We start from the raw sequence: 24,703 nt of genomic DNA on the forward strand, positions 1-24,703 counted from the left end.
CACCCCGGAGCGCCGCACCCGCCCTTCCCGGCCGGGCGCGGCGCTCCGTGTGTTCCCGCCCCTCACCACCGAATTGCCGCCAGAGACTGGAGTCACTGGAGGAGTGAGACGCCAGCGGTCGTGGAGTGCGGCTGCAGACTCCTCTATTACGGCGTAATGGAGTGAGTCCTCTCCGTGCCTCGCAGGCATGAGCCATTACGACGTAATAGGTAGTAGCCAACGGCGAACCTCCGCTGCTGGCTGGTGGCTTCTAACGTGTCGATGCCGTAAACGATCAACGACGTTAGTAAGGTGACCATCATGAGCTCATCAGCCACCTCGCACGACCGCGAGAAGGTCGTCTCCAAACTGCCGGGATGGCTCCGGCACAACCTCAAAGTCAGAGCAGCACAGCGCGGCATCGAGATCCAGACAGCGGTCGAACAAGGCATCAGAGACTGGTGCAATCTGGCCTCGGCTCCAGCGGCAGTCAACACCGCAGGAGCCGACCCCTTCGCCACTTTCCTCCCACTAGGCCAGTGGGAGGAGTTCCGCGAGGTCGCCGGGGACCGCCGAGTCTCCCTGATCCAGGGAGTCGCCCAGTCCGTCCAACTGTGGCTCGACACCAACCCGGAACCCGGCATCGAGCGCCCCGAGACCACCCGACGGATCGTCGTCTGCAATCAGAAGGGCGGCGTGGGGAAGACAGCGATCACAGCCGGCCTCGGCGAAGCTCTCGCCGAAGACCCCAACGTCCTGCACCCTGTGCGGATCGCTAAAGCACTCGCCAAGGCACTCAGCGCCAGCGAAGCGCCGCCCGAGGACCAGCAATCCAGCGATCCACTTGAGATCGAGAACCTGCCCGGTCTTGGGCTCCGTGTCCTGCTCGTGGACTTCGACCCCCAGTGCCACCTGACCAACCAGCTCGGCGCCAGCCCGCTACCCATGAACGGTGACAGCCTCACCAACCACATGGCCGGCGACTCCAAGGGCGACCTCCGCGACCTCGTTGTCTCCATCGACGACGAGCACTTCAACGGCCGACTCCACCTCCTACCGGCCTGCAACGACGCCTTCCTCCTCGACGTACGTCTATCCGCAGTACGCGCCAGGGAAGCCGCCCTTGAACGAGCACTCGCCCCCCTCGAGGTCGACTACGACGTCATCCTCGTCGACTGCCCGCCCAGCCTCGGCCTCAGCATGGACGCCGCCTCCTACTACGGCCGCCGCCGAGACGGAGAACGACCTGGCCAGTCCGGAGCCCTCATTGTCGTTCAGGCCGAGGACAGCTCCGCAGACGCCTACGACCTCCTCACCACTCAGATCGACGATCTCCGAGGAGACCTCCAGATCGACGTCGACTACCTCGGCATCGTCGTCAACCTCTATGACTCTCGCCGCGGCTACATCGCCACGTCCTCACTCCAGGGATGGGTCGACATAAAGGACCCCCGAGTCGTCGGACTCATCGGAGACCTCAAGGAACAGAAGGAAGCAGTCCGCATGAAACAGCCACTGCTGTCCTACGCGCCGAAGTCCCAGCAAGCCATCGGCATGCGCGCACTGGCCAGGGAGATCGCATGAGCAAGGCCGACCAGCTGGGCGCAGGACGATTCGGCGGGGGAGCACGATCCGTCAGCGCCCGCCGACAAGCCGTGGCCGCCGCTACCGGCGTACCCACCGACGGCGTCGCCCCGCCCACCGAACTCCCACCGGACCACATCAGCCTCAATCCCGACAACCCCCGCTCCAGCCTCGGTGACCTCACCGAGCTGTCCGGCAGCCTCAAGACCCACGGCCAGAAGCAAGCGATCACGGTCATGAACCGGGACGCCTACGTCAAGGCCAACCCTGAGCGGGAAGCCGACCTCGAACGCGACACCACTCACGTAGTGATCGACGGCAACAGCCGCCTCGCCGCTGCCCGCGAGGCCGGTCTCGCCACCATCAAGGTTATGGTCAGCGACGACGAAGGCAGCACCTCCGAGGAACTCCTCGAATCCGCGCTCGTCGCCAACATCCATCGCCAGGACCTCGAGGAGCTGGACGAAGCCCGTGCCCTGCAACGGCTCCTCGCCATTCACGGCAGCCAGACCGCCCTGGCCAAACGCCTCCACCGCTCCCAGGGATGGGTATCCCAGCGCCTGGCCCTGCTCCACCTCACTCCTGAGCTCCAGGCCAGGATCAGCGACGAACCGATCGATTTGCTGCGGGCAGTAGGGAACAAGCCGCCCGAGGAACAGGAGGCCGCCCTACAGGCCCTGAAGGATCAGCGCGCGCATAGGGAAGCCGAGCGCAGGCGACGTCGCCGCGACAGGTCTGCAGAGACCGGGGAAACTGAACGTCGTGGGGGAGGGGGCAAGGCCGACAACCATTACGACGTAATAGAGGGTGCCGCGGCCGACGACAGGCCGGTGGCCCGCCACCCGGAGGCCAATCTTGCGCCAGCACAGGGAGTGCCGGAGCCGCGGGCCGACAGAACCGCGCCCCCTCGGACGAGCAATAGCGGCACCGACGGCGTCGTGCGAAAGGTTCCCTACGACGAGCCGGGAAACCTCGCCATGCTCCTGGACAGGAAGGTCGAGAGCGACGACAACTTCTTCGCGCTACTGCGCTTTCTGGGCAGGAAGGCTGCCACTCGTGATCCACAGCGTCTGGCCGAGCTGCTGGATGAACTCGTCCAGCACGCACCGGCATCAGCTGAGTGACTCGGGGCAGCGGTTGGCCAATGGCCTGGCCAGGTGTGTGGCAGCGCCGCAGCTGGGCCAGTAACCAGCGGTGGAGTGGTGATAGGTCCTGCTGCGGCCACTACACCTACACATCCCGGGCGTCTCGGGCTTGACCATCTGGACCTGCTTGTCGATCAGCCCGCCTACGTGCAGGACGGACAGGGGCCACCCAGGTCTGGACTACGCGAGGATCAGGGCTGGTCATCTGCGTGGAAGCGGGCTCCGCTCGTCCTGTACAAGCTGCCCCGATGGCCGCGTGCCTGCGCCTGTGGCAGAAGGGCAACGCGGCGGGTGCGTGGGTGGGGGGACGTGTGGCGGTCGGGGACGACCGTGGCTGGGTGACGGCGGTGCGGAAGTGGATCGCCGTACTCCCCGCTTCGGTGCCCTCATTGGCGACCGCGTCCAGACCGGCAGCCGCCTCACCTTCGGCGTCAGGACCGCCATCGGCCCCGAACAAGCTGCTGCCGGGCAGGGCTACCTGTCTGGTCAGGTGATCAGGTAGGGCCTGGGGTATCCCCTTTGCTCATAGTCTGCGGTCATGTGGTTGATCTCTACGAGGGCGTTGGTGCGTCCGTGGGCTTCCAGCAGCATGACCACGATGCAGATTGTGAGGGCGTGGATCTGGTCCGGCAGCGCGAGGCCTTCCAGCGCGTGAGTGAGTGCGGTCTCTCCTGCGGCGGCCCGGTGGATGGCTGTGCTTGTCGCGACACTGGTCTCCGCTGGTGCAAGGGCCGCCGCGTCCTTGAGCCGTGACACGGACATGGTGGGTTCTCCCAGCCTGACGAAGAGCTGGTCGTGGTCAAGGACCAGCCAGCCCGCGATCCGTTCCAGCAGGCTGGTGTCCAGGTCTCTGAGGCAGGCGGCGATCTGGGAGCGGTCTTGGGCCAGGTACGCCCGCGTTAGGTCGGCTGCCCGCCACATCGCGTCCACCAGCAAAGGATCACTCGGGTGCGTCATGCTCTTCTCCTATCGGAGCTGCTGGGTCGGTGGGACAGATGCCGTGGAAACGGGCGTGCATCGTTGGCTCCCGTCCGGCGGCTTCGAGGTGCCGGACGGGAGCGGCACGGGGCCTCCTGAGGTTCCTTGAGCACGAGGGAACCCGCGCGCCTTCCAGACGGGAAGGTGGGGCGCCGAAGCGTCCCCCACCATGGTGCCGCCCCTTGGCTACTCGCCGTGCAATTGCATAAATGCCGATCAGAAGAGGATGGTCCGTTCCGGTTATGACCGGATAGATGCTGAGGCTGACGTTTCTATGTTCATAGCAGGGTTCATCGAACGTATTTGTTCCGTGACTCCATGATCACGTTGAGTGTCTGCCGGGGTGGCCGCAATGCTGTGCACCACCTCCCGCCCCGGCGCTTGAGCACCGTCGGGGCGCGAGGTCTTCCAGACCTCTCACTCTCCATCCAGGGAAGGTGCAATGCCCAGTCGAAAGGTGTGGACTGCCGCCGTGCTGGCCGTGGTCCTCGCGTGGAGCACGGCGATGACCGTGCTGGGACACCTCGCCGCGGTCGTGGCGCTGCTGCCCTCGCTCGGACTGCTGCTGCAGCAACTCACCGTCGCCGCCCACGATTCTGGTGCCGGACCCGCCCGCGCTCCGGCACCGGAGCCGACCAGGCAGGAGGAGCCGCAGCGATGATGTCCTCCCCGCCGCCCCAGGACGATCCGCCAACCGCCGGCGACGTCCCGGACGCCCCGCTGTCCCTCAGCCCCGCTCCGTTAGGGCCCGGCCGCCGAGGCCGTCGCGCGGAGCCGATGTCACAAAAGATCGGCCCCAGCCACCAGGCACTGCTGGAACGCCTGCGCCGTCAGATATCCGCCCAGCAACTCACCCTTGAGGAACTGGCCCGGCGCACCGGCTTCTCCAAGGGCCGCATCTCGGTCCTCCTGCGAGGAGTCGAGTACTACCCGAGCTGGGAACTCACCTACAGCCTCCTCCACGCCCTGGGACTGCCACCCTGGCCCCTGTGCCGCCTGTGGACCTCCGGCGCCTACGAGGCCGCCAAGACCACCACCTGGATCAACCAGCGCATCCACGATGTCCGGCCGCTGGGGCCCGAGGAGCGGCCCGTGGAACAACGCGGCTTCATCCAGCAGATGGAGCACTACTACACCGCCTACGCCCGGGCCCTGCTGCACATCGAGCGCCCCGAACGGATCGTCGGCGAAGCCTTCGACATCCTCTGGGCCGGCTGGGACGAGACAGAGGCGGCCGCCGGCCCGAACCTTCCCCGCTACGCCTGGCGGCTCCTGCGCTCACGGGTTCTGCTGCGCGTCAGACGGCACCCGGACAACCGCCCCGACCTTCGCCCAGCCGCATTCATGACCATCACCCAGAGCCGGATCGAGGACCCGGTGGCCCGGTTCGTCGAGATCAGCGAAGTCGCCGACTTCTTCGACGCGATCAGCCACCTTCCGCCTGACCAGTTCGACGTCGTCGTTTTGCGCTACCTGTGCGAGTTCACCTCCGACCAGGTCCAGGAAGCCACCGGCCTGTCCCCGGCCCACGTCCACACCCTCGACCACCACGCCCGAGGAGCCCTCGAGCAGCTCCATCACCGCCCCACAGCCCGGGAGTGATCACCCCGCCATGACCGCCATCGACGACCTCCTCGCCCGCTCGGCCCTGCTCAAGAACCCCCGCATCCCCGCGGACACCGTCCCCTGCCTCACCACCCACCCGTACCCCACCTCCCCAACCGACGAAAGTCTCCCCGCCGAGGAGACCATTGCCGACGACACCGCCGCCGAACACCTGCGCTCCCTGTGCGAGGTCGCCGTCACCCACGCCAGCGCACCCCAGATCACCGACTTCATCACCGAGCAGCTCCCTAGCCCCGAAGGCGCCTGGATCCTCGGATGTCTGCTGCACCTGGCCAGCGCCGAGGACGGGGCACGCTACTGGTGGCAGTACGCCGCCGGAGCGGGCGACCGCGGCGCCGGCTACTGCCTGTCCCTGCTCCACCGGGCCCGAGGAGACGACCAGACAGCCGACTTCTGGCTCGACCAGACAGACGACCCCGCCGATCCCGATCCGGGCGTAGGGTGCGCGGCCAGCACCTCCACGGTTCTGCGCATGCTCGTGCAGATGACCGCCGGCAGCGACCGCGCCTACAGCGACACCACCCTCGCCGTCATGTCCTACACCACCGCAGCCGTCACCGACGGATACCGCCGCCACCCCGACGTCGAAATCCCCGCCCCAGGCCCCTACTTCGCCGAAATGCTCCAGATCATCCTCGCTGCCCTCACCGGCCCACACGACGATCGCACCGACCCCACTGCAGGCCCCCTGCCCGCCCGCCCCGTCGAAGACGACGACATGACCACTCGCCCCACCCGAACACCCGACCCGGACCACGTCCTGGTTCAGTCCGCCGCGCCCGACGCCGAGTCTGCCTCAGCCTTCCACCAAGCAGCCCTCGCCCATGCCTGGACACACATCCCCCCGGAGCAGCCTCAAAGCCCAGGCCAGAGGGAAGTCCTCATGCGTTTCCTCCTCGACCGCCGCCTGAGAGGTTCCGACCGATCCTGCTCACAAGGTTCTGTAGCTCAAAGCCTCTTGCGGTCCGCTCCGTCGTGAGGTGAGTGGCCTGACGCAAAAACCATGACGTTGCGTCAAACACAGCCAGGGCCGGCTGCGCCGGTCTAAAGCGAGAGCACTTGGTCGTCGTCACCGCCCTGGAACAGCTCCAGCACGGCACGGGCGCGGCGGTGTCGAGGCGACCGGGGCGTCAGGGTGAAGAGACACTGACCGCCACGCTCGACAATCCCGAAGCCGACATCCTCGACCGCGACCAGGAGGCCCGCGCCGACGCGGAAGAAGATCGTGGCCGTACAGATGAGCGAAGACGCGACGCCCCGTGTGCACGCGGGCGTCGCGAAGTCCACCAACGAACGCTGGGAGGAGAGCAGAAACGCAGACGCCGGTAGGAGGCTGGGAACCTGATCGTGTGCGGGACCTGCCACGCCGCCGACGTCGCTCGCAAGCAGGCCGAAGCCGCCGTGCGGTCCCGGCCGCACGGCGGAGACGGACTCGGACGACGACGGCCACGAACCCGGCGGGCCTGTTCCGCCGACGGGCCTGATGCCTGCAGCCCCCGCCAGGCTGGGCTGGAATCGCCCCGTCACAGCCTGGCGGTCCCTCCGATACGGTCGCCCCATGACCGACGCCCTGCCCCCTCCACGCACCACGTGGGAATACTGCCTGTCCGCCGCTGACGAGCTGGTGCTGTGGCACATGCGCCAGGGCGGGAACGTTCCGGAAGCCGAACGGCCCCGAGTGGTGACACTGATCGGCGCCGCCGCCTACGGGCTCGCCTCCAGCATCAGCCTGGACGGCCCCGACATCGCCGGCCTTCCGCTCACCGGCCCCGACGAGAGCAGCTCCGCCAGCCTCCGGGGAGTCCTGCAGCACCACGCCCTGCGCGCCCTCCAGCGGAGCCCGTACGAAGTCCTGGGCGCTGCCGAACGCGAGCAACTGCTTGCCGCGTACGGCAACCCTGCGTTCGACATCGCAAGGGAGGCGGCGGTTGCGGTTATCACTCACCACGCCCGGTCCTCCGCGGAGACGGGCCAGCCCCACCCGACCATCAGGGACCGCGCGCCTGCGATGGTCGGCACGCGGGCGGTCAGAGCCAGGGTGGACGTCGAGGAGGCCCGCAGCCACCAGCAGTTCCTGAAGGCGGCCGGGGTGATCTGGGTCGTCTACGACGGGGGGCTCAGTCGGCTGCCAGTCGTCTGCACCCGCTGCCAGGCCCGCGTCGGCCTGACGCTCCAGGCCGACGCCGAAGCCAGGAGCGTCTACGTCATCTGCCCGGACCGCCACACCACCCAAGATCACCGCCTCACGATCACCGGGGTACAGGAAGCAATCGCCCTCGGAGGAGCGTCCCGAGTCGGGGACATCGAGATCAACACGGAGGCGACGGCATGAGCTTGTCTGCCTGCTTGTCAGTCCATGCGTTGAAGAGCACCTCGCCCAACGTCGTGATGCTGGAGACGGTGCAGGCCGACGTACGGGTCCCGGAGGCGTACACCGCTGCTCAGCCAGTGACCCTCTACAGCCCCTCTACCGTGGCAGCCGAGGCGTACACGAAGATCGGCCGCCAGATGAAGCTGTACCGCTGAATCTTTACGGCGTAAACCGCCTCCACGAACGCTGCCTCCGGACCGCCGGGGGCAGCGGTCGTTTGTGACCGTCACGGCCCGGAAAAGATGTCGTGGCTGCCGATGCGGCGCCAGATGATGTGCCGCTCGCCGCGGACTATCTCCTCCCCGTAAGACCACGTGGCGCGGCCGTCACCGTCCCAGGTCAGCTCGAATACACCATGAGCGCGCTGGACGCCCTTCACGCGGAGGCCGGCGCGGAAACGGCCGGTGCGCAGGTCGTCGACGAAGGCGACCACGGCCTGGCGGAAGCGGCGACGCTGTTCGGGGGTGAGGCGGTGATGGTCGGCGGTGAAGCGGGGCGTGGCCTCGTAGGTCGGCACGTCGGTCCTCCGGGCAGCAAGAAGCCCCCGGCCTTGCCGGGGGCGGAGAGTCGGTGACGTGGTGCAGGGGGCGGCGTCTTTGGCCTCTGGGTGGGGGAGCGGTACGTAGATGTGCGCTGGTTGACGGTGAAGTCGTCTGCTGGCGTTTTTGGTGTTGGTGAGGCGTGTGTGACTGGCTGCGGCGCAGCATTTACATGGCTCTGGTGGTGTCCGCCGGGCGGGCACGGCGTCGCCACGGATGCCCGCCGGACGGGATCAGTCGTGAAGTTCCGGTGAACCCTCCCGCCTCACGGGATCGTGCTTTTTCGCAGGTCAGAGCCGGTGTGTGCTGGGGCGATGCTGAGTGTCGCGAAGATCCAGAGGCGTAACGCGTGGCGGTACTACATACGCGGAGTGGCGTTCGGGGACGGCCGCCGTCCGGTCGGACAGTCGTTGAAGGACGCCCAGGAGCTGGCCGGGCTCCCACCAGGACGGTGGCTGGGGCGTGGTCTGCGTGCGCTGGGGCTCACCGAGGGCGCGGAGGTGTCCGGGCGTCAGATGGAGCTGCTGTTCGGCGAGGGCCGGCACCCGGACGCGGACCGCATCGAGCGCGGCCTCCTGGACGACGGTGTCGACGCGGCGACGGCCCGCCGGCTGACGGTGCTGGGGCAGCCGATCGAGGAGATCGAGGCGCGCAAGCAGACGCCGCTGCTCGGCATGGACTTCACCTTCCGGCCTCAGGCGTCGCTGGTCGTGCTGTGGGCGCTGGGCGACGCCACCGTGCGCCGGGTCATCGAGCGGGCCCACGAGCGGGCCGTCGCCACGGCGCTGCGCTGGCTGGAGGATGAGGTTGCCGAGACCCGGTGGGCGTCAGGCCGCGGCCGCGCGAAGACGCCCGCGCTCGTGGTCGCCGCCTTCCGGCACTTCGACAACCGCGACGGGCTGCCGCTCCTGCACGAGCACTGCCTGATCCTCAACCGCGTCCAGCGTCTGGGCGCCGACGGTGAACCGGTCTGGGGCGCGCTGGACACCTACCGCCTCTACCAGAATGTGGTGACCGCCGGGACGCTCTACACCCTCACCATGACGACCGAGGTGTGCGAGACCCTGGGGCTGGCGACCGTGCCGCGCGAGGTCACGCCGGGCCTGCGTCCGGTCATGGAGATCGCCGGAGTGCCCGAGGACCTCATCAACTGGTCGGCTTCCCGGCGCCAGCGCATCGAGGACGCCCTGGAGGTGCTCACCGACCAGTACGTGAAGGACCACGGGCACCTGCCCTCAGAGCGCGGCCGTCACCAACTGGGCTGGTGGGCGGCGCAGGAGACCCGGCCCGCGAAGAAGAAGCCGAAGCCGCTTCAGCAGCTGCTCGCGTGGTGGCGCGCCTCCGCAATCCTGCGCTTCGGCCAGCAGCTCATCGACAGCCTCCTGGACAGGTGCCGGGCAGCGGGAGCGGCGATCCGGGCGCGGGTGGGTCCCACCGTGGACGTGACGCTCGCCGCCGTCGACGTCGCCGCGGTCGTCTTCACCGTGCGCGAGAAGTTCTCCCGGCGCCACATCCTGGCCGAGGCGCGCCGGCACCTGCTGGAGACGCTGCGCGGCCGCGAGTTCACCCACGGCCTGGACGACTACATCGCCCACCGGGCCCTGCTCCGGTACTCCCGCCGTCACACGGTCACGAAGCCCGGCCGGGAAGCGCCGGCGGCGGACCGGATGACCTACACCGCCGACTTCCCGGTGCCGCACCGGTGGTGGATCGCTCCCGCAGAAGGCACACCGCCGCGGGAGTCCAGCCGCTACGAGCGGGCCCGGGTCGCCAGCCTTGCCGTGCAGAACGCGATCCGCGACGCTCGCATCCGAGCCGACACCGCCACCGAGGCAACGGCCTCGGCCGTCTCCGCACCCGCCGATCACCGCGACCTCGATGGCGAGACGGCGTCCACTCCCCACGCCGTCGACCACCCGGGCTGGGCCGCCACCCTGACCCCGGCGCAGCAGGCCGCCGCCGTCCAGGCCCACCAGCAGGCCGCGATGCCCGACGAATACCTGGAGGGCCGCACGACCGACCCAGCAACATGGCTGCGCACACCCAAGAACCTGGACCGGCTCGCCACCTTCACCCGCGCCGCCGACACCCGCCGCCGCGCCATGGAGGACCGAAAGGCCCCGGCTGCCGATCCGCCCAGTCCGGTCGACCAGCGCCGCCAGGAGCACGAGCAGCAGCGCCAGCAGCCCGACCCCGGCCAAGGCCAGGGCCTGCGGCCGTGAAGCTCGCCGTGCGGCCCGCACAGTGAGATGGACGACGAAGTCACCGTGCCAGGCGTCGGGGGCGGATGTGGCGGCACTTGCCGCAGACCTGAAGCGACGTCTCACGCCGCAGCTGATCGAGGAACTTGGCGAGCGTCGCATCGGCTGACGGGTGCTTACTAGGTAAACACCGAGCTCTTCGGAGGGGTGGTAGCCGGGGCACCCGGCTACCACCCCTATTGCGTTTGGCGAACTCCCTCGTCACTCTGCCGAGCGCCGCACGCGGCGATCTGCCTACCGATGAAGTGCCACGTGGGTTCTTGCTGGCCCTCCGCGACGGGCCTGTCCATCAGGCCTGCGAGTAGATCGAGGGCTTCCTGGTTGACGTATCGATCGGGGTCGGGGGACTGGAGGTGCCGACGTAGAAGCTCCGCGTCCAGCCCTTGCTCTTGAAGGTATGCAGCGAGTGTGCCGACAAGCAAGAAGTTGTAGGCCAGGGCATCGGTGAGGGCGTAGAGCACCAGCCGGTGCCAGTTCGCCGGCGAGTGGATGTGCTGGCGCGCGGCGTTTGCGGCATCGTCCAGATGGCGTCGCTCCCAGCGAACGAAGTCCTGGACGAGAGCGATCAGCGCCCCTGGCACAGCCCCCGTCTGTGCCTTTCCGCCCGGGATCCTGGTGGCCCTTTTGGCCTGTGGAGTGGGCGGGACGGCGTTTCGGATGTCCTGCAGCGCTGCGCGACGGTTCGTTGCCGTCAGGTCCTGCTGCCGACGAGCGGCGTTCTTACGTGCGTGAGAGGTCATCACGGTCCTCGTGCGCGAGCCCATGACTTCACGCGGACTGTGGCTAGCCACAACTCCTCTGCTTCGATGACGCGGCGCGTCTAGGGCCTACCCGTCTCCCGATCATGGGTCGGAAGCTCTCAGCCAGGCACCGTCGTGGCAGCTTCAAGCGGCGCCACCCAGGTCAACGAGTCGATCTCGCGGCGAGTTACGTAAGTCCAGATGCGAACGACGGGCATGCCCACGGGGCCTAGGCGCTGTTCGTGTCAGCGGGGATGGGCGGCAGGGAGTAAAGGGCGACGTCGAGGTCCCGGGGTGTCCATGCGTGGGCGGGGGAGGGGGCGTGGTCCAGGAGGTGGTCGAGGGCAGCGATGTAGCGGCTGTATCGGCCCGGGGCGTGGGTGAGCGGTATGCCCAGTGAGCGGAGTCCGGTGTGGGCGGGTCGGTCGTAGACAGCCATGCGATCGGGTGCGGCCGCGGTGAGCGCGGCGGAGGCCAGCGCGTCGCCGCGGGTGAAGCCGGGAAGGCCGACCAGCGCGGCCCGCCCTGCCCGGGCGGCCTCGCTGATGCTAACGGAGCTGTCGAGCACGGCAGTCATGGCGGCTGCGGTCGCCCGCCGTACCTCGGCGTCTGAGGTGGCCATCAGCGCGTAGGTCCAGCGGGTGTCGGCGCGCAGGCGTTTCCACAGCAGCAGCGCCCCGATGTCGGCCTTGCCGATGCTGCCTTCGCTCTGGGCCCGCTGGGCAACCTGGTTGAGAACTTCGTCGTAGTGGCCCCCGGCCAACCGCGTATACACCTCGCGTGCGGCGATCAGCCGCTGCCAGCCGTCATTGCTGATCTCACCGGTTTGGTCCGTCATGGCGTGCTGTGGCCTCCCGCTGCGGTCGTCCGGTGCGAGGTGAGGGTGCCGGCTGCCGGTCGTCTGCCGGGCAGCCAGTTACCTGCTCAAGCCGGTTGGTTAGCCGTGGTAGGTGATGTAGCCGTTGCCGTCGCGGTCGTTGGCCTTCTTGGTGTAGGCGTGGACGTCGGCGCGGGTACCGCCAGGCTTGTAGAAGTAGATGGTGTCCTTGTCGTTGTTCCAGATGAAGTTGCAGTTCTGGCGGTAGACGACGTTCTTGGCGTCGGAGTCGGTGCCGCGGCCGCCGCGGAGGCTTGCGTAGTCGCCGGGCTGCAGGGTGTGGCTGTTCTTGAAGGTGAAGGTGTTCCCGGCGGCGTCCTTGACCTTGTAGCCCTTCAGGTTCACGGTCGCGGTCTTCGAGTAGTTCTTGATCGTCAGGTACTCGTTCTTGGTGTTGCCGCCGGAGCACTTGTTGGAGTCCCGGCCCGGGGCGTCGTACTGCACGCCCTTGATCTTCAGCGCGGAGGAGTACTCGGCGGCCTGCGCCGGAACGGCCGCGGCCAGGCCGAGCGCGGCGGCGGCCGCCGTGGCGGCAGTGGTGGTCAGGGCGTAGCGGATACGCATGAGAATTTCCCCCTCAGTGGTGCGAATGGAGCGCCCGGAGCCTACCGGAAGTGATCACATCATGGCGGCGGAGTGAAGAATCTGTGACCATGGCTGTCTGGCCGAAGCGTCCGCTGTCTGGACGTCCACGTGCGCCCCTGAGGAGGGCCTCCCGGCCGGCGGGCGTTCAGCAGGTGGATGACCCTCGCCCGGGTGAATAGGGGATTGTGGCAGAACCGGTGTGCCGGAGCAGCGCGTGGTGCGGGGCATGGAAGCGATCAACGAAGTGCACGTGTCCTCGCCCGGACTGATCGTGGTCGACGTCGCCGCGGCCGACGACGAGACCGCGTTCGCGTTCCACACGGAGCTGGCCGCCCGCTGGGCGACAACCTCGGTGGAACGCACGACACGGGACCCTGGCCAGCCTGGGGTGCGGCTGCGCTGCTACCTCGACCTGCGCCAGCCCCTGAACGCCCCCGGCCAGGCGTCGACACTCCGCTGACAGCACCCCAGGGCTGGATACTCGCTTTCCGCACCCAGTTCCGGGGCAGGCGCGCCCGGTGCTGTGGGAGCCGGACCGCGGATGCCGGTATGACGAGTGCACCCACACGGGCGGCGCACTCGCCAAACGCCAGATAGCGCCCCCGCCGATGCCGCTACCAACGGTGCATGCTCAAGACCGTGCTTCGCGGCCTGGCCGCCGCCTCCCTTGCCCTCCTGCCCCTGACCGTCTCCACACCCGCCCAAGCCGCGGAGACGCTCCCGCTGGCCGAGGCCGTCACCCGCCTGCCGGTGGCGGCCGAGTCCCGCGACGGCTACGACCGGAATGCCTTCAAGCACTGGAACGCCGGCGCGAACCCGTCCGACGGCTGCAACACGCGCGCGGAGGTATTGATCGCGGAGGCGGTGGAACCGCCGACGGTGGGGCCGAAGTGCCGCCTGACGGGCGGCCGCTGGTGGTCCTACTACGACCAGGTATGGGTGACCTCGGCCTCCGCCCTGGACATCGACCACATGGGCCCGCTCGCCGAGGCATGGGACAGCGGAGCCTCCATGTGGTCGGCGCAGCGCCGGGAGGCGTACGCCAACGACCTCGGAGCCGCCGCCAGCCTGGTCGCGGTCACCGCCCGCTCGAACCGGTCCAAGTCGGACCAGGACCCGGCCCAGTGGCTGCCGCCGGCGGCTGAGGTGCACTGCCGGTACGTCGCCGAGTGGGTGGGCACGAAGCTCCGCTGGGTGCTGTCGGCGGACGAGGCCGAGGTGGCGGCGCTGCGCGAGGTGGCGGACGGCTGTCCGGAGCAGACCGTGACGTACGAGCCGGCCCCGTGACCGGAGTGGGGGAGTACGTGGTCCTGCTCGCCGAGGACTGGGACAGCGGCGTCATGGCGTGGTCGACGCAGCGCGCAGGCTCGTACGCCGACGACTCCGGAGCCGCCGCCAGTCTGGTCGCGGTCACCGCCCGCTCGAACTGGTCCAAGTCCGGCCAGGATCCGGCCGAGGGGCTGCCGCCGGCAGGTGAGGCGCACTGCCGCTACCTCCCGAGTGGGAAGACGTGAAGCTCCGCTGGGGCCTGTCGGCGGACGAGGTCGAGGCGGCGGGTCTGTGCGAGGTGGCGAATGCGCAGGCCGGGACGGAACAGCCCGGTACGCAGGTCGGGGACAAAGACGTCCAGGACGACGCGGCGGAAGCGCCGGCGCTGGGCGGGGGTGAGGCGGTGATGGTCGGCGGTGAAGCGGGCGTGGCCTCGTAGGTCGACACGTCGGTCCTCCAGGAAGCACGCTGCCCCTGGCTGTCGCCGGGGCAGCGGGTGTCTCTCTTGGGTTGAAGGGAGTCGGTGACGTGGTGCAGGGGGCGGCGTCTTCGGCCGCTGGGTGAGGGAGCGGTACGCAGAGGTGCGCTGGTTGACGGTGAAGTCGTCTGTCGGCGGTTTCGGTGTGGTGAGGCGTGTGTGACTGGCTGCCGCCGGGCCTTCTTCGTCGCGTAGCGGCGCTGGCCGATCCAGACCTCGGGCACGTTGAGCTCCTCTGCCAAGTGGGTGACGGGAGCGCTCACGCTAGAGCACGTCCCCGGTCCTAACGGAGCTTCGCTCTTGCTGTCAGCCTGCCGGGGGCAGGGAGCCGATCGTGATGCCGCTCACCGACAAGACGGGAGGACATGGGGGTGGTCAAGGAGGAATCGGACACCCCGCCGTTGTTGATCGTCAGACGACGGTCAAGGGGTGGCTTCACATGGTGGTCCCGGCTCGTGCGCTATCGGCGTGCGGGCCGGACGACTACCGACCCGGCTGGCAGGCCGGAGGAACGAGGACACCGTGCTAGCCCCCGACCGATCCACCGCTTCCCGCCGCTCCGCGCGGCCGCGATCCTTGAGCTCGGCCCCTCGCGCCGGCGCCGTCCGGTCCGTTTGCGTCCGGCCTATCGGTTGCTGGGCAAGCCCTGGTGAGGCCCTGCCGTCGGCGCTTGCGTTCCCACTGCCGAAGCCACTTCCGTGCCCGGCAGCCACACACCCAGTATTTCCCCTTGTCACCACGGGTTTTCGGGCCCGCGCCGGATCGTCACAACCCTCTTCTCTCCCCTTGGCCTTGAGGTGGTTGTCGGTGGTGGGGGAGATCATCGGGTCCGGGGGCCCGGTCCCTTCCACGGCCGGGGGCCGGCGCCCGGCCGCTGGCCGGTCGCGGACGACGGGAGGGCGAGCCTGATGGCGGGCAAGCGCAAGGAGAACGAGGCGGGATCGAGCAACGACCTGCGCGCGGATGTGCTGCGCGTCCTCGGGGTGCTCAAGGTCGCCACCGCCGATCAGATCCAGCGGCTGTCCTCGCCGCACCTGACCTACCGGCACACGACCAAGCCAACCCCAGCGAAGCAGAAGGAAGCCCGGACCGCCTCCCACCGCGCCGCGGTGAACGACCTGCGGCGTCACGGCCTGGCCGTCGACGGCGGTCGCACGCGGGGCGGTGAGGAGACCCGGCTGCTCACGAAGGACGGTCTGGCCGCCGCCGCGATCGAGCTGGGCCGTGAGATAGAGGAGATGGGCGGCATGCCCAAGAGTGCGGGCCGCTCCGGCGCTTCGCACTCGATGACGGTGAACGAGACGGTCATCGCGCTGATCCGCCCGAAGCCGAACCTGAACAAGGTCATGCGGGAGCCGGCCGCAGCGGTCGCGGCCGCGCGGGCCGCCGTCGACGCACCCGACGGGATCGGCACCCTCGCCTCCTACGCCACCGAGGTCGCGCTGCCGGTGAAGGGCACCTGGAAGAACCCTGCGATCGGCAGCGCCCGCGCCGACGTCGTCCTGACCGCTCCTCAGGCCAGGGTGCCGCTGCTGTTCATCGAGGTCGACAACTGCACCGAGGAAGCTGTCCTCATCGCTGCAAAGTTCGACAAGTACGCCCGGTTCTTTACGCGGCTGGAGAAGGACACCGACGGTACCGAGAAGCCGATGTGGCGCACCCGCTGGTCCGCACCCCCCTGCGATGAGTACGAGCGGCTGCACCCGCCGGTCCTGCTCGTTTTCCACCAGGTCGGCCAGCGCTCCGCCAAGGGCCAGATGGCCCGGGTCGCCGACCTCACCCGTCACCACTGGCAAGGGCGGTGGCATCCCGAGGGCGGCTACCACTCCTACGACCGCTGCATCCCGATCGTGGCGACCACGCTGGACCAGCTGCGCGCACACGGCCCGGCCGGGCCCGCCTTCTGGCGCTTCGGCCGCGACCATCGCCAGCCGCTGCTGGACGCGATCGGCAACGCCCGCCGGGGCGCCTACCTCGCCCGCCGCCGCCAGGCCGCCAGGGAAGAACAGCGGCGCCGTGCAGAGCGAGAAGCCGCACAGCGGGAGGCGCGGCGGCCGGTCTGCGCGGACTGCGGGCAGAAGTTCACCGACGCCAGGTGGGAGGCGATCGGCTACATCCGGGACTGGAGCAAGCGTCAGTCGCACCCGCACCTGTGCGAGGACTGCCAGGACCGGGCCGTTGCGGCCGAGACGCAGGCCGAAGCTGGCGAACGCGAGCGCCAGGAGCAGGAGCGCCTGCGCCAGGAGGCAGAGGAACAGGCCGCGGCGCAGAAGGCCGGCGGCTGGCTCTCCCGCTTCCGCACCTGACCCGGGCAAGCCGCCGCCGACCATGCGGGCAAGCCCGGAGCAGCCCTGGGCAAGCCCGCTGTCGGTGGCGGCTGCAACGCTGATCGGATGAACGGAGACGAGCAGCTGCTGAATGGCCGCGTCTACGGCGCGGACCACGACGACCCCCACCCCGGCCCGCTCCGGACCTACGCCGAACTGGTCGGCGGCCCACTGGACGGCCTGCTGCTGGACATCCACGGATGGCGGACCGAGGACGTCGACGACGGCGTCGCCTTGACCACCGAGCTCTCCCGTTGGCCTGGCGGCCATGCCCTGTACGACCCGCGCCCCGGCGAGCCGCGTACGCCGGGCCCGGTTGTGAGCTGCCGCTTCTACTACTCCGGGGACACGCCCTGACCACGACACCAGCCGCCCCATGGGCCCCACCACGGCAGGTCAGCGCACTGCTCACCCGCCACCGGCTTGCTACGGCCTGCCCTCGGTCAGCTGACTAGCGGTGTTCTCGATCCACAGCAGCGTCCACTCGACTCCGGCCTGCCACCCGGGGCCCGCACCGGCGTACCGACCTCGGCGTCGGTGCGGATGTTGGCCGCAAGGGCGCGCAGATCCTTCTGCAATCCCTGCCGCCGGGCCATGTCCACGGCTTGGCGCATCTCGTCAGTAATGTCACCGGGGCGGAGCTCGCTCATCGCCCCACCTTGGACGACCGCCCCGCCGATGGCCAGAGCGACCACGACGCCGACCACGCTGCCGCCAGCCCCGACCACGGCTGGCCAGCGGGACGCGGCCGCCCGCCCGCAGCGCTACGAGCCAGGCTCCTGGCGCAGGTCCAGAAAGCAGCACAGCCGCACACCGGGCGCGCCGGGCTCCGCAGCCGTACGGTCCGCCGGTGCGGTCGCGCACCGCGCGGCGAGCAACTCCTGGACCGCGAGCACGGTTGCATCATCGCGTGAGCGCCCCCGACCGGCCTCCTGGCCTCCGATACGGTCCCGGCATGACCGAAGCCTTGCGTCCTGCGTCCTGCGCGCATCGCTCGTAGGCTGGCCTTGCTCGGGGCTTTGGAGGTTCGTCATGCCCCGCACCATCTGGTCCGGCGCCATCAGCTTCGGCCTGGTCACCGTGCCGATCCATGTGGTCAGTGCGACGGAGGACCACAGCATTCACTTCCACCGGGTGCACCTGGAGGACATGGCCCGGGTACGGACCCGAAAGGTGTGCGAGCTGGAGGACCGTGAGGTCAGCTCGGACGAGATCGGCAAGGGCTACCAGCTCACCAAGGACCAGATTGTGCCGATCAGCGACGAGGAACTGCGGGATCTGCCACTGCCCACGGCCAAGGCGATCGAAATCGTGGCGTTCATGCCGCAGGCGTCCATCGACCCGCTCCGCGTTGCCGACGGCTACTACCTCGCCCCCGACGGCCAGGTGGCGGGCAAACCGTACAAGCTGCTGCGCCAAGCCCTGGAACGGTCGTCACGGGTGGCCGTGGCCCGGTACGCGTGGTCGGGCCGGGAACGCCTCGGGCTGCTGCGGGTCCGCGGGGAGGCGATCGTGCTGCACGCGATGCGCTGGCCGGACGAGATCCGCGATCCGTCCGAGCTGCTGCCACCGCCGGTGGAGCTGTCCGACGAGGAGCTCGACGGCGCGCTCGCGCTGATGGACACCATGACCCGCGACGACCTGGACGCCCCGGAGTTCCGCGACACGTACACGGAGGCAGTCGCGGAGCTGATCGAGGCGAAGCGGGAGCACCGGGAGCCGCCCACCGCTCCGGAGCCTGCCGAGGAATCGGGGCAGCTCGTCGACCTGATGGCTGCGCTGCAGGAGTCGGTGTCGAAGGCCAAGGCATCCCGCGGCGACGACGGCGGGCACGCGGACGTCCACGAGATGCCGACCGGGCGGGCTGCGAAGAAGGCGCCGGCCAGGAAGACAACGCCGAAGAAGGCCACCCGGAAGTCCCGGAAGTCCGCCTAGTCGAGGAGACCGAGCCTGCTGTCCGGTCGGCACGCCCCGCAGGCCTTCACGCCCTCGATCAGGGCACGGCGGGCCTCATCCATGCTGATACCCCGGGTGCGCTTGCCTTTGTTCCAGCAGTCACCGCAGTGAACCTGGACGGGCGGGCTGTTGCGGTTGAGGCCTTGCTCCAGCAGCCAGTCGGGCGGCACCGGCCGGTCCTGGACACTCCGTCGGCGTTCTTGCTCGCGGCGTTCCTCGTCAGCGATCCAGTGCCTGGTGCGTTCCAGGTCGCGCAGTTGCACGCGCTCGAGGAAGCGGAGCAGCACAAGACGCGCCGGGCCTGGATCGTTCATATGTTCTATTTTAGAGTGCGCTGGTCAGACCAGCTATCCAGGGGTGGGTTGACCTCTGACAAAGGATCTTGGCCGTTTGCCAGGTCATCTTGACGACGGGTAGTCCCCTGCCACCTGATCTTGACCAACGAGGTCCCCTATCCCTCGCAGGCCGGGGGCAGGCGGCTGCCCGACGCGACCGGACTCCACGCAGGAGGGAAGGAACCGGGAGGCGAAACTGCGGAATGGGACGGATTGGACTGCCAGGCGAAGGGCTCGGATGTCCGCACCCTCCCGGCGGCGCTGGAGGACATCACCGCGGACCTGCGGGCCGCGGGCCTGCCCGCAGCGGTCGACCTGGCGTTCTATTCTTCGATTGGGGCGGCCGCCAATGGCCGCCGGAACGAGGAACCACGATGACTGCCCCTACGCCTGTGCCGCCCATCACCGAGCCGGACACCTCAGCCCGTACGTGCCCCGGCGACCAGATCGGCCCGTGCGCCGCATGCCGCCGGCCCACCCACAAGTACGGCTCCGGGGCTCGCTCACCGCTGTGCGAGTACTGCGACGCCACAGCTGCAGAACGCTGGGGCGGGAAGCTGCGTGTCAGCTGACCGCGCGACTGGAGCCACGCCGACCTGTGCTCCACGTAGCGGCCCTACGCCGGGTCTTCCTGGCTCGGGTGAACATGGTGCCCCGCAAAACCCTGCCGAGGCAGAGGCGCGCCGTGCCGACCGTGGAAGCGATCAACGAAACGCATCTGTCCGAGCCCGGCCTGATCGTCCTCGACGCTACCTCGACCTGCGCAGCCCCTGGCCGGCATCCCGGATGATGAGGCCGGGACGTGACTGGGGGAGTGCCATCACGCTTCAGACCGGCCCATGCAGGGCCTGATGAGGAGATACGGGTTCGGTGATTCATCGGACGCGCTCGGATGATGCCGCCAGAATCGGGAGCAGCAGACAGCGTGATCCCCTAGCAGCGGCATCTCGGCGGGGGTACCGAGGGGCGCCGGGCGTGGGGGTCTGCGCTGTGGGGTGGAACAGGCGTGCCGGGAATCGATCCATCCCGGCGGCCCGAGAGCTGCAGAAGGAAGGCACTTTCGTGAGCATGATCCAACCAGTTGCCAACGGCTTACGTACCGATCACCCGGTTCCCGGCTTGCCGTTCATCAACGACGAGCGGCTGCTCCTGGACAATCCTGACGCGATCGAGCGGACGGGCCGTAATCAGGGGGAGGGGCTGTGGGGGCGCACGGACCGACTGCGTGGTGGGGGATGGGTCGCGTTCACCACCGAGACGAAGAACCGTGACTACGCCTGGGCGGTCCATCAGCACCCCGAGTACGGGCGGACCGTTCTCCTGATCCGTGACAAAGACATGAGCAGCCTGCACCACGAGTGGATGTACGGGCGCAACGGGTTCCTGTACCGGCATGGCGGCTACTGGTGGGACGGGGCCTGCTGGTACCGGCCCCAGCAGGTCGTGGACCGCGCATACGAGGGCTACGAGGCGCGGCCGGTGGCGAACGCTGCCACCGTCACGGCCGTCGATGTCCTGGCTCGCCCGACAACGTCACACACTGCGCGGGTCGCGAAGATCGCCGACTTCACCGCCCCCGAGGGGCCGCTGCCCCACTGGCGTGAGCATCTCGCTCTGTGGGCCTCCCACCGAAAGCCCGGCTCCAGGCCGCTCGACCAATGCACCGTCGATCTTCAGGCACCGGAACTCGACCCGGCCGATTTCGTCGACCGCGCTGGTCTGGCGCAGATCGCCGAACTGGAACTGGACGACCTGCCGCATCCGGAGTACGGGCGGAAGGACCTACCTCCGCCCCAGGCCGAGACGGTCGAGGGGCCACGGTGGTCGCGACCTGTCGCTCGTGACTGGGCCGAGCAGTACCGCCGGACCCACGGCCCGGAGAAGCTGTTGTCCGCCACGACGGCATTCGGTACCGAGCAGCCCCGGGGGCTGGTCGACGACCACAACCGCCTCACGAAGATCATCGCAGACAGCCTCGAGGACGCCGAGGACTCCAAGAAGAACCGCCTCTTCACCCGCGGTAGCAGTACGAGTCACGAGGAGCAGGCAGCACACCTGGCCTGGTGGCCCGCAGTCGCACTCAACGACGGCACTGACGGCTTCATCCCCCTCGCCGCCGTGCGCACCACCATCATCGAAGCAGTCCTCGGGGGATTCGCCCGAGACGTCGAGCACACCGATACCCCCAAGCACGTTCCCCTGGGCGACATCCTGGGCGACGTCGTGCACCTCATCGACTGGTACATCCTGCGAGAGCCCCGACTAGCCCCCGCACTCTTCGGCGAGATCTGCCTGGACGCCCGTGTGCGCTTCGGACTCGACCCCAAGGACGTCGGAGACCTCCTACGACGCTCCCTCCACCTCGACAGCGGTCTTGACCGCCAAACCCTTAGGACTCTCCTCGACCTGGCGCTCCCGCCCTCCGCGCAATCTCCCGACGGACGATGAGCATTCGAGTGATCAATGACGCCACAGCCGCCGACGGGCTCACCGCCACGGCGGTCGGGAAGATCTGACCCGCGTCCGGACATACCACGGGCCCCGGGGAAACGATCCGCGCGGGGGCCACGCCGACTCCGGCACGGCCCCCGCGCGGCCCGTGACGGCCGGCTACGTCGATGCCCTCGATGTTTCAGCCATGGCCTACCTGGGCTCAGCTCGTAAACCGCATCGTCCAACGACGCACCCACAACTCCGCCTCCGGCCGCGCCCTGATCAAGGCCGGGCTCACCGTCGGCACGGCCGACCGAGACACCGAGACCGGCACCGTCCCTACGAGCTGTATGCGCTGGAGACCGCCGCCACCTGAGAGGTGCCACCGCTGGACGATGTGTGACCTTTTCCGGTCACGGACGTTGTACAGGACGGACCGCCCTTGCGGCGACGGTCCCGGCTGTGCTCTGTCGGCCCGTGAACGGCGAGCAATGACAGCCCGAAGGTGCTTCGCATCCTCGCCCGCCTGTTACTGACCCGATCGTTCAGCGCATCGGCTCACGGGACTGGTGTGCGATAGAGCGACATGACGAAGAACCATGCACGTAAAGAGGATGTGCGACGCCGCATGAAGGAAAACGGGCGCAACAGCTACCAAGCGGAACTGAAGAACATGGCCGCAGAAGCGGCCGACGCGAAATCGGGTGACTCAGGACCGCGAAAGCGCAACGCGGATCGCCGCGAGGAGTTTGTCCTTACCGTGCTTGATGCGGACTTGCCTCAGATGGTCAAAGTCCTCCTACACGAGCTGGCCTCGCGGCTCGACCTGCGCCTCTCGGACTGGCACGAAAACAATTACCGAGTCCGGTTCGAGGAGGATGAGCTGGCTAGAAGCCTTGGCCTGGACGAAGAGGCTGCCAATCTCTGCCGGTACCTGGCCATCGAAGCCAACTGGTTGGTCGAAGCCGAGGAAGGCGTGGTTGATCTGCGCACACCTCACGAGGACTGGGATCTCTACTTCGGGGCGCTCAGCGACCTGAAAGAGCCGATCGAGGACGAGGGCACCTATCGCAGCAAATTGGAAGCGTTTGTCGCGGATATTGAGCAGATTGCCCGCACGCCGATGATCTCCGGGTATGCACTCAAGGAGGCCATGACCAAGGTGATCGGGCATACCTATGAGCCCCTGTGTGTCGGCGGTGCGTTTTCGCAGAACAGCCACGGACTCGGCTCAGGAAAGGTGCGGACGAAATTGCAGACGCTCCGCGCATCGGCGATGTAGCTGGAATTGCAGGGGGACCAGCCACAACACCCCGGGCTGGGTTCGGCTGTGCAACGACGGTACGACTTCGGCGTGATTGAGAATCTCTGGAACTGAGCTCTACCGGCGGCGGGAGAATGACTCAAGGCCCAGGCCCTACACACACGCTAGTGCGATGCCTCATCTCAGAACCCCGTACATCGCACCTCAGTGCGTGTAGGGCCTGGGTGCGGTGCCGCTGGCCCTGGACAGCGAAGGACGCCTGAGCCGCCCTGTGCCACGGGGCCCGGCTCTGTGGAGTCGCCTGGTCCAACGACCGCGCGACCCCATCCGCCACCGGACCGACCGCGGCTCCTTCGCCATCTCGCTCTGCACCGGGGCCAGATCGTCGCTCGCCCCCTGTTGTCAGTGCCCACTGGAAGACTGGTGCGATGGCTTTGAGACACCCGAGTTTTCTCGATCTTGAGACGCTGCTTTCCCAGGCGGAGTATCACGACGTCGACGTCCCGGTGGCACAGGACATCGTGGAGACGACTGTGAGGAAACGGTCCGGGGGCGGCAAGGCGGGGATTGGTCCCCTTGCCCTGAACGGAACCGCAGGAACCGATGTGCAGTTTCAGTCGACCTACAGCTTGGCTCCGCGAGAGAAGGCGACCGTCTCCAAGGTGATCGACGGGCTGATTCGCGAGAAGGCGGTCAGCGTCAACCCCGATGGTGAGTCGGCTCTTACCAAAGATGCCCTGGTCGAGATCGAGGGCACCGCGCGTATCACGGCAGCAAGCGTGATGAGTAAGCTGTTCTTCGTCTTCCGGCGCCTGATGCTGGAACGCGACATCGACGATCTCAGCGAACTCGCCAACCTCGACGTGAACGACACAGACGTCGCACAGGCGATCCAGCGGGTGTATCTGCACAATGAGCTGCTGCCCCTGCCCATGCTTCTGGAGATCACGGACAGCTCTCTGCCGCACAAGGTGTACGTCAACGTCCACCCCGGCCACTTCATTGATGAAGCGTCAGCGGATCGCCTTGAAGGAGACATGCGCATCCTCGGTAGCGTCTACCGACTCGTTCCGCAGGATGAGTACAGGGTCACTGACGAATGGCTGCTGCACGGCTGGGAGTTCATGATGCGCCGCATCATGATGGCGCAGATCCAAGACGATCTACGAGAGGTCACCCAGCAACTCAACAGGCTCGGCCTGAACGTCCCCGACGATGATGTCCAGGCGTACATCTCCGGCCCAGCCGTCGTCCTCGACGCCATCGCCTTGTACTGACGCAGTTCCGTCCACGGCTGCAGGGGCACCCCGAAGGTCCCGGCGTGTACACGCAGTGCGGTGCCGCCGGGCCGGGGCAGCGAAGGACCCCGGGCCGCCCAACGCGTTCCGGGGTCCTGTCGCCGGTCTCACCGCCGCCGCTCACCTGTCGTCAGGCGCGCTGCCCACCCACGCGATCGGCCGGCCCTCGCTGGTGCGGCCCCAGTGCGGTTCCTCCATCGAGGTCTCGTGCCCGTCGGGCAGGACGCAGATCCGCCCCCAGCGGCCGTGTTTGCCCCCGCAGAGCCCGGCGAGCCCGTCCGCGTCACCCTCCGCCACCGCCTGGTCGTAGCGGTCCTGGAACGGCTGGAGACGGGCGCACAGCTCCATGCCCAGCTCCGTCTCCGCTGCCTCCACCCGCTCCCGAGCTTCCTGCACCTCGGGGTCGGACAGCACAGCCGAGATGACGTCCTCCGCCTCCGCGAAGGCCCTGGTGCGGGCGTGCCGCCGCACGGCGTCCTGCACTCGCTGTTCCTCCGCTGCGCTCATCACGCCGCTCCTTCCGTGGCCGCCCACTCCAGCCCGAGGCCGGCGAGCGCGGCTGTGATTCCGAGGTTCGTAGTTGGTGTGGTGAGGGTGGCTTGAGCTGGGGTGTTGTGGATTCCTTGATAACAGTCCCGGTGCTTGCGGGACGCTGGAG

The 24,703-nt window shown here is 68.4% G+C and carries 29 protein-coding genes; 19 read left to right on the forward strand and 10 right to left on the reverse strand.

The annotated features are described in order from the left end of the window. Window positions 1-300: 300 nt before the first annotated feature. Together IG88_RS0125410 and IG88_RS0125415 are read left to right on the forward strand one after the other, a co-directional pair. Complete coding sequence (locus IG88_RS0125410) at window positions 301-1,563, forward strand: ParA family protein (protein WP_031045613.1); 1,263 nt, start codon at window positions 301-303, stop codon at window positions 1,561-1,563. Continuing rightward, window positions 1,560-2,687 carry a ParB/RepB/Spo0J family partition protein gene (locus IG88_RS0125415; RefSeq protein WP_031045615.1) on the forward strand — a complete coding sequence of 376 codons (1,128 nt, stop codon included), beginning with the start codon at window positions 1,560-1,562 and terminating at the stop codon, window positions 2,685-2,687. The genes IG88_RS0125410 and IG88_RS0125415 overlap by 4 nt, the downstream gene beginning before the upstream one ends. A gap of 507 nt (window positions 2,688-3,194) precedes the next feature. Here the strand turns inward: IG88_RS0125415 and IG88_RS0125420 are convergent. Next, the gene (locus IG88_RS0125420) at window positions 3,195-3,665 is read right to left on the reverse strand and encodes a hypothetical protein (RefSeq protein WP_031045616.1); all 471 of its coding nucleotides are present in this window, start codon (window positions 3,663-3,665) and stop codon (window positions 3,195-3,197) included. 463 nt (window positions 3,666-4,128) lie between these two features. Here IG88_RS0125420 and IG88_RS39020 point away from each other — a divergent pair, with 463 nt between their 5' ends. The 3 genes from IG88_RS39020 to IG88_RS0125435 all read left to right on the forward strand — a co-directional run bounded on the left by IG88_RS39020 (window position 4,129) and on the right by IG88_RS0125435 (window position 6,291). Then, entirely contained in the window at window positions 4,129-4,347 is a 219-nt protein-coding gene (locus IG88_RS39020; protein ID WP_037836627.1) for a hypothetical protein, read from the forward strand. Window positions 4,348-4,463: 116 nt separating this feature from the next. Then, window positions 4,464-5,288 carry a sigma factor-like helix-turn-helix DNA-binding protein gene (locus IG88_RS0125430; protein WP_234332272.1) on the forward strand — a complete coding sequence of 275 codons (825 nt, stop codon included), beginning with the start codon at window positions 4,464-4,466 and terminating at the stop codon, window positions 5,286-5,288. Between the two features lie 10 nt (window positions 5,289-5,298). After that, a complete protein-coding gene (locus IG88_RS0125435) occupies window positions 5,299-6,291 on the forward strand; it encodes a hypothetical protein (protein ID WP_051852039.1) in 993 nt (330 codons plus the stop codon). A gap of 65 nt (window positions 6,292-6,356) precedes the next feature. Here the strand turns inward: IG88_RS0125435 and IG88_RS43465 are convergent, their stop codons facing one another. Then, window positions 6,357-6,599, reverse strand: a complete 243-nt coding sequence (locus tag IG88_RS43465; protein WP_158854043.1) for a hypothetical protein — start codon at window positions 6,597-6,599, stop codon at window positions 6,357-6,359. A gap of 271 nt (window positions 6,600-6,870) precedes the next feature. Between IG88_RS43465 and IG88_RS0125445 the strand changes: the two genes are divergently transcribed. Together IG88_RS0125445 and IG88_RS0125450 are read left to right on the forward strand one after the other, a co-directional pair. Beyond that, window positions 6,871-7,644, forward strand: a complete 774-nt coding sequence (locus IG88_RS0125445) for a hypothetical protein (RefSeq protein ID WP_031045626.1) — start codon at window positions 6,871-6,873, stop codon at window positions 7,642-7,644. A 29-nt stretch (window positions 7,645-7,673) separates the two neighbouring features. After that, a complete protein-coding gene (locus tag IG88_RS0125450; RefSeq protein ID WP_158854046.1) occupies window positions 7,674-7,838 on the forward strand; it encodes a hypothetical protein in 165 nt (54 codons plus the stop codon). Window positions 7,839-7,909: 71 nt separating this feature from the next. On the opposite strand, the gene IG88_RS0125455 is transcribed toward IG88_RS0125450, so the two are convergent. Then, on the reverse strand, window positions 7,910-8,200 hold the full coding sequence (locus tag IG88_RS0125455; protein ID WP_031045633.1) for a hypothetical protein: 291 nt from the start codon (window positions 8,198-8,200) through the stop codon (window positions 7,910-7,912). 336 nt (window positions 8,201-8,536) lie between these two features. Here IG88_RS0125455 and mobF point away from each other — a divergent pair, with 336 nt between their 5' ends. After that, on the forward strand, window positions 8,537-10,444 hold the full coding sequence (mobF, locus tag IG88_RS41615; RefSeq protein WP_031045636.1) for a MobF family relaxase: 1,908 nt from the start codon (window positions 8,537-8,539) through the stop codon (window positions 10,442-10,444). 215 nt (window positions 10,445-10,659) lie between these two features. Here the strand turns inward: mobF and IG88_RS39030 are convergent, their stop codons facing one another. The 3 genes from IG88_RS39030 to IG88_RS0125475 form a co-directional block, all read right to left on the reverse strand. Then, window positions 10,660-11,223 carry a hypothetical protein gene (locus tag IG88_RS39030; protein WP_063760641.1) on the reverse strand — a complete coding sequence of 188 codons (564 nt, stop codon included), beginning with the start codon at window positions 11,221-11,223 and terminating at the stop codon, window positions 10,660-10,662. A gap of 229 nt (window positions 11,224-11,452) precedes the next feature. Then, window positions 11,453-12,061: a hypothetical protein gene (locus IG88_RS0125470; RefSeq protein ID WP_234332273.1), complete on the reverse strand. Its 609-nt coding sequence runs from the start codon at window positions 12,059-12,061 to the stop codon at window positions 11,453-11,455. A gap of 99 nt (window positions 12,062-12,160) precedes the next feature. Further along, window positions 12,161-12,664, reverse strand: a complete 504-nt coding sequence (locus IG88_RS0125475; protein WP_031045645.1) for a lamin tail domain-containing protein — start codon at window positions 12,662-12,664, stop codon at window positions 12,161-12,163. Window positions 12,665-12,911: 247 nt separating this feature from the next. Between IG88_RS0125475 and IG88_RS0125480 the strand changes: the two genes are divergently transcribed. From IG88_RS0125480 to IG88_RS0125500, 6 genes are all read left to right on the forward strand, one after another. Further along, a complete protein-coding gene (locus IG88_RS0125480; RefSeq protein ID WP_031045649.1) occupies window positions 12,912-13,145 on the forward strand; it encodes a DUF6207 family protein in 234 nt (77 codons plus the stop codon). 167 nt (window positions 13,146-13,312) lie between these two features. Then, complete coding sequence (locus IG88_RS0125485) at window positions 13,313-13,972, forward strand: HNH endonuclease family protein (protein WP_031045652.1); 660 nt, start codon at window positions 13,313-13,315, stop codon at window positions 13,970-13,972. Then, complete coding sequence (locus IG88_RS39035) at window positions 13,969-14,199, forward strand: hypothetical protein (protein WP_051852041.1); 231 nt, start codon at window positions 13,969-13,971, stop codon at window positions 14,197-14,199. Before IG88_RS0125485 ends, IG88_RS39035 begins: the two co-directional genes overlap by 4 nt. Further along, entirely contained in the window at window positions 14,196-14,393 is a 198-nt protein-coding gene (locus IG88_RS43850; protein WP_051852042.1) for a hypothetical protein, read from the forward strand. The genes IG88_RS39035 and IG88_RS43850 overlap by 4 nt, the downstream gene beginning before the upstream one ends. Window positions 14,394-15,340: 947 nt before the next feature. Then, window positions 15,341-16,738: a replication-relaxation family protein gene (locus tag IG88_RS0125495; protein ID WP_078861607.1), complete on the forward strand. Its 1,398-nt coding sequence runs from the start codon at window positions 15,341-15,343 to the stop codon at window positions 16,736-16,738. Between the two features lie 87 nt (window positions 16,739-16,825). Beyond that, a complete protein-coding gene (locus IG88_RS0125500; RefSeq protein ID WP_031045658.1) occupies window positions 16,826-17,116 on the forward strand; it encodes a hypothetical protein in 291 nt (96 codons plus the stop codon). A gap of 86 nt (window positions 17,117-17,202) precedes the next feature. Here IG88_RS0125500 and IG88_RS43470 read toward each other — a convergent pair whose 3' ends face one another. Both IG88_RS43470 and IG88_RS44440 read right to left on the reverse strand, forming a co-directional pair. Further along, a complete protein-coding gene (locus tag IG88_RS43470; protein WP_158854049.1) occupies window positions 17,203-17,409 on the reverse strand; it encodes a hypothetical protein in 207 nt (68 codons plus the stop codon). 114 nt (window positions 17,410-17,523) lie between these two features. Beyond that, window positions 17,524-17,880, reverse strand: coding sequence for a DUF6207 family protein (locus IG88_RS44440; RefSeq protein WP_324609011.1), 357 nt, complete (start codon window positions 17,878-17,880; stop codon window positions 17,524-17,526). On the opposite strand from IG88_RS44440, the gene IG88_RS0125510 reads away from it, so the two are divergent. After that, window positions 17,792-18,694: a Ku protein gene (locus tag IG88_RS0125510; RefSeq protein WP_031045662.1), complete on the forward strand. Its 903-nt coding sequence runs from the start codon at window positions 17,792-17,794 to the stop codon at window positions 18,692-18,694. The two genes, IG88_RS44440 and IG88_RS0125510, sit on opposite strands and share 89 nt — an antisense overlap. Here IG88_RS0125510 and IG88_RS0125515 read toward each other — a convergent pair. Continuing rightward, the gene (locus IG88_RS0125515) at window positions 18,691-19,029 is read right to left on the reverse strand and encodes a DUF6233 domain-containing protein (protein ID WP_031045663.1); all 339 of its coding nucleotides are present in this window, start codon (window positions 19,027-19,029) and stop codon (window positions 18,691-18,693) included. The genes IG88_RS0125510 and IG88_RS0125515 overlap by 4 nt on opposite strands. A gap of 120 nt (window positions 19,030-19,149) precedes the next feature. Here IG88_RS0125515 and IG88_RS44445 point away from each other — a divergent pair, with 120 nt between their 5' ends. The 4 genes from IG88_RS44445 (at window position 19,150) to IG88_RS0125535 (ending at window position 24,024) form a co-directional block, all read left to right on the forward strand. After that, a complete protein-coding gene (locus IG88_RS44445) occupies window positions 19,150-19,428 on the forward strand; it encodes a hypothetical protein (RefSeq protein WP_234332275.1) in 279 nt (92 codons plus the stop codon). 690 nt (window positions 19,429-20,118) lie between these two features. After that, window positions 20,119-21,498, forward strand: coding sequence for a hypothetical protein (locus IG88_RS0125525; RefSeq protein ID WP_031045664.1), 1,380 nt, complete (start codon window positions 20,119-20,121; stop codon window positions 21,496-21,498). Between the two features lie 571 nt (window positions 21,499-22,069). Beyond that, complete coding sequence (locus IG88_RS0125530) at window positions 22,070-22,765, forward strand: hypothetical protein (protein ID WP_158854052.1); 696 nt, start codon at window positions 22,070-22,072, stop codon at window positions 22,763-22,765. Window positions 22,766-23,175: 410 nt separating this feature from the next. Further along, window positions 23,176-24,024 (forward strand): hypothetical protein, encoded by an 849-nt coding sequence (locus IG88_RS0125535; protein ID WP_031045668.1) that lies wholly within the window; start codon window positions 23,176-23,178, stop codon window positions 24,022-24,024. Between the two features lie 141 nt (window positions 24,025-24,165). On the opposite strand, the gene IG88_RS42810 is transcribed toward IG88_RS0125535, so the two are convergent. Beyond that, window positions 24,166-24,552: a hypothetical protein gene (locus IG88_RS42810; RefSeq protein WP_107452295.1), complete on the reverse strand. Its 387-nt coding sequence runs from the start codon at window positions 24,550-24,552 to the stop codon at window positions 24,166-24,168. Window positions 24,553-24,703: the final 151 nt, after the last annotated feature.

The sequence above is a fragment of the Streptomyces sp. NRRL F-5650 genome (assembly GCF_000721365.1).
GTDB classification, from domain to species: domain Bacteria; phylum Actinomycetota; class Actinomycetes; order Streptomycetales; family Streptomycetaceae; genus Streptomyces; species Streptomyces ardesiacus.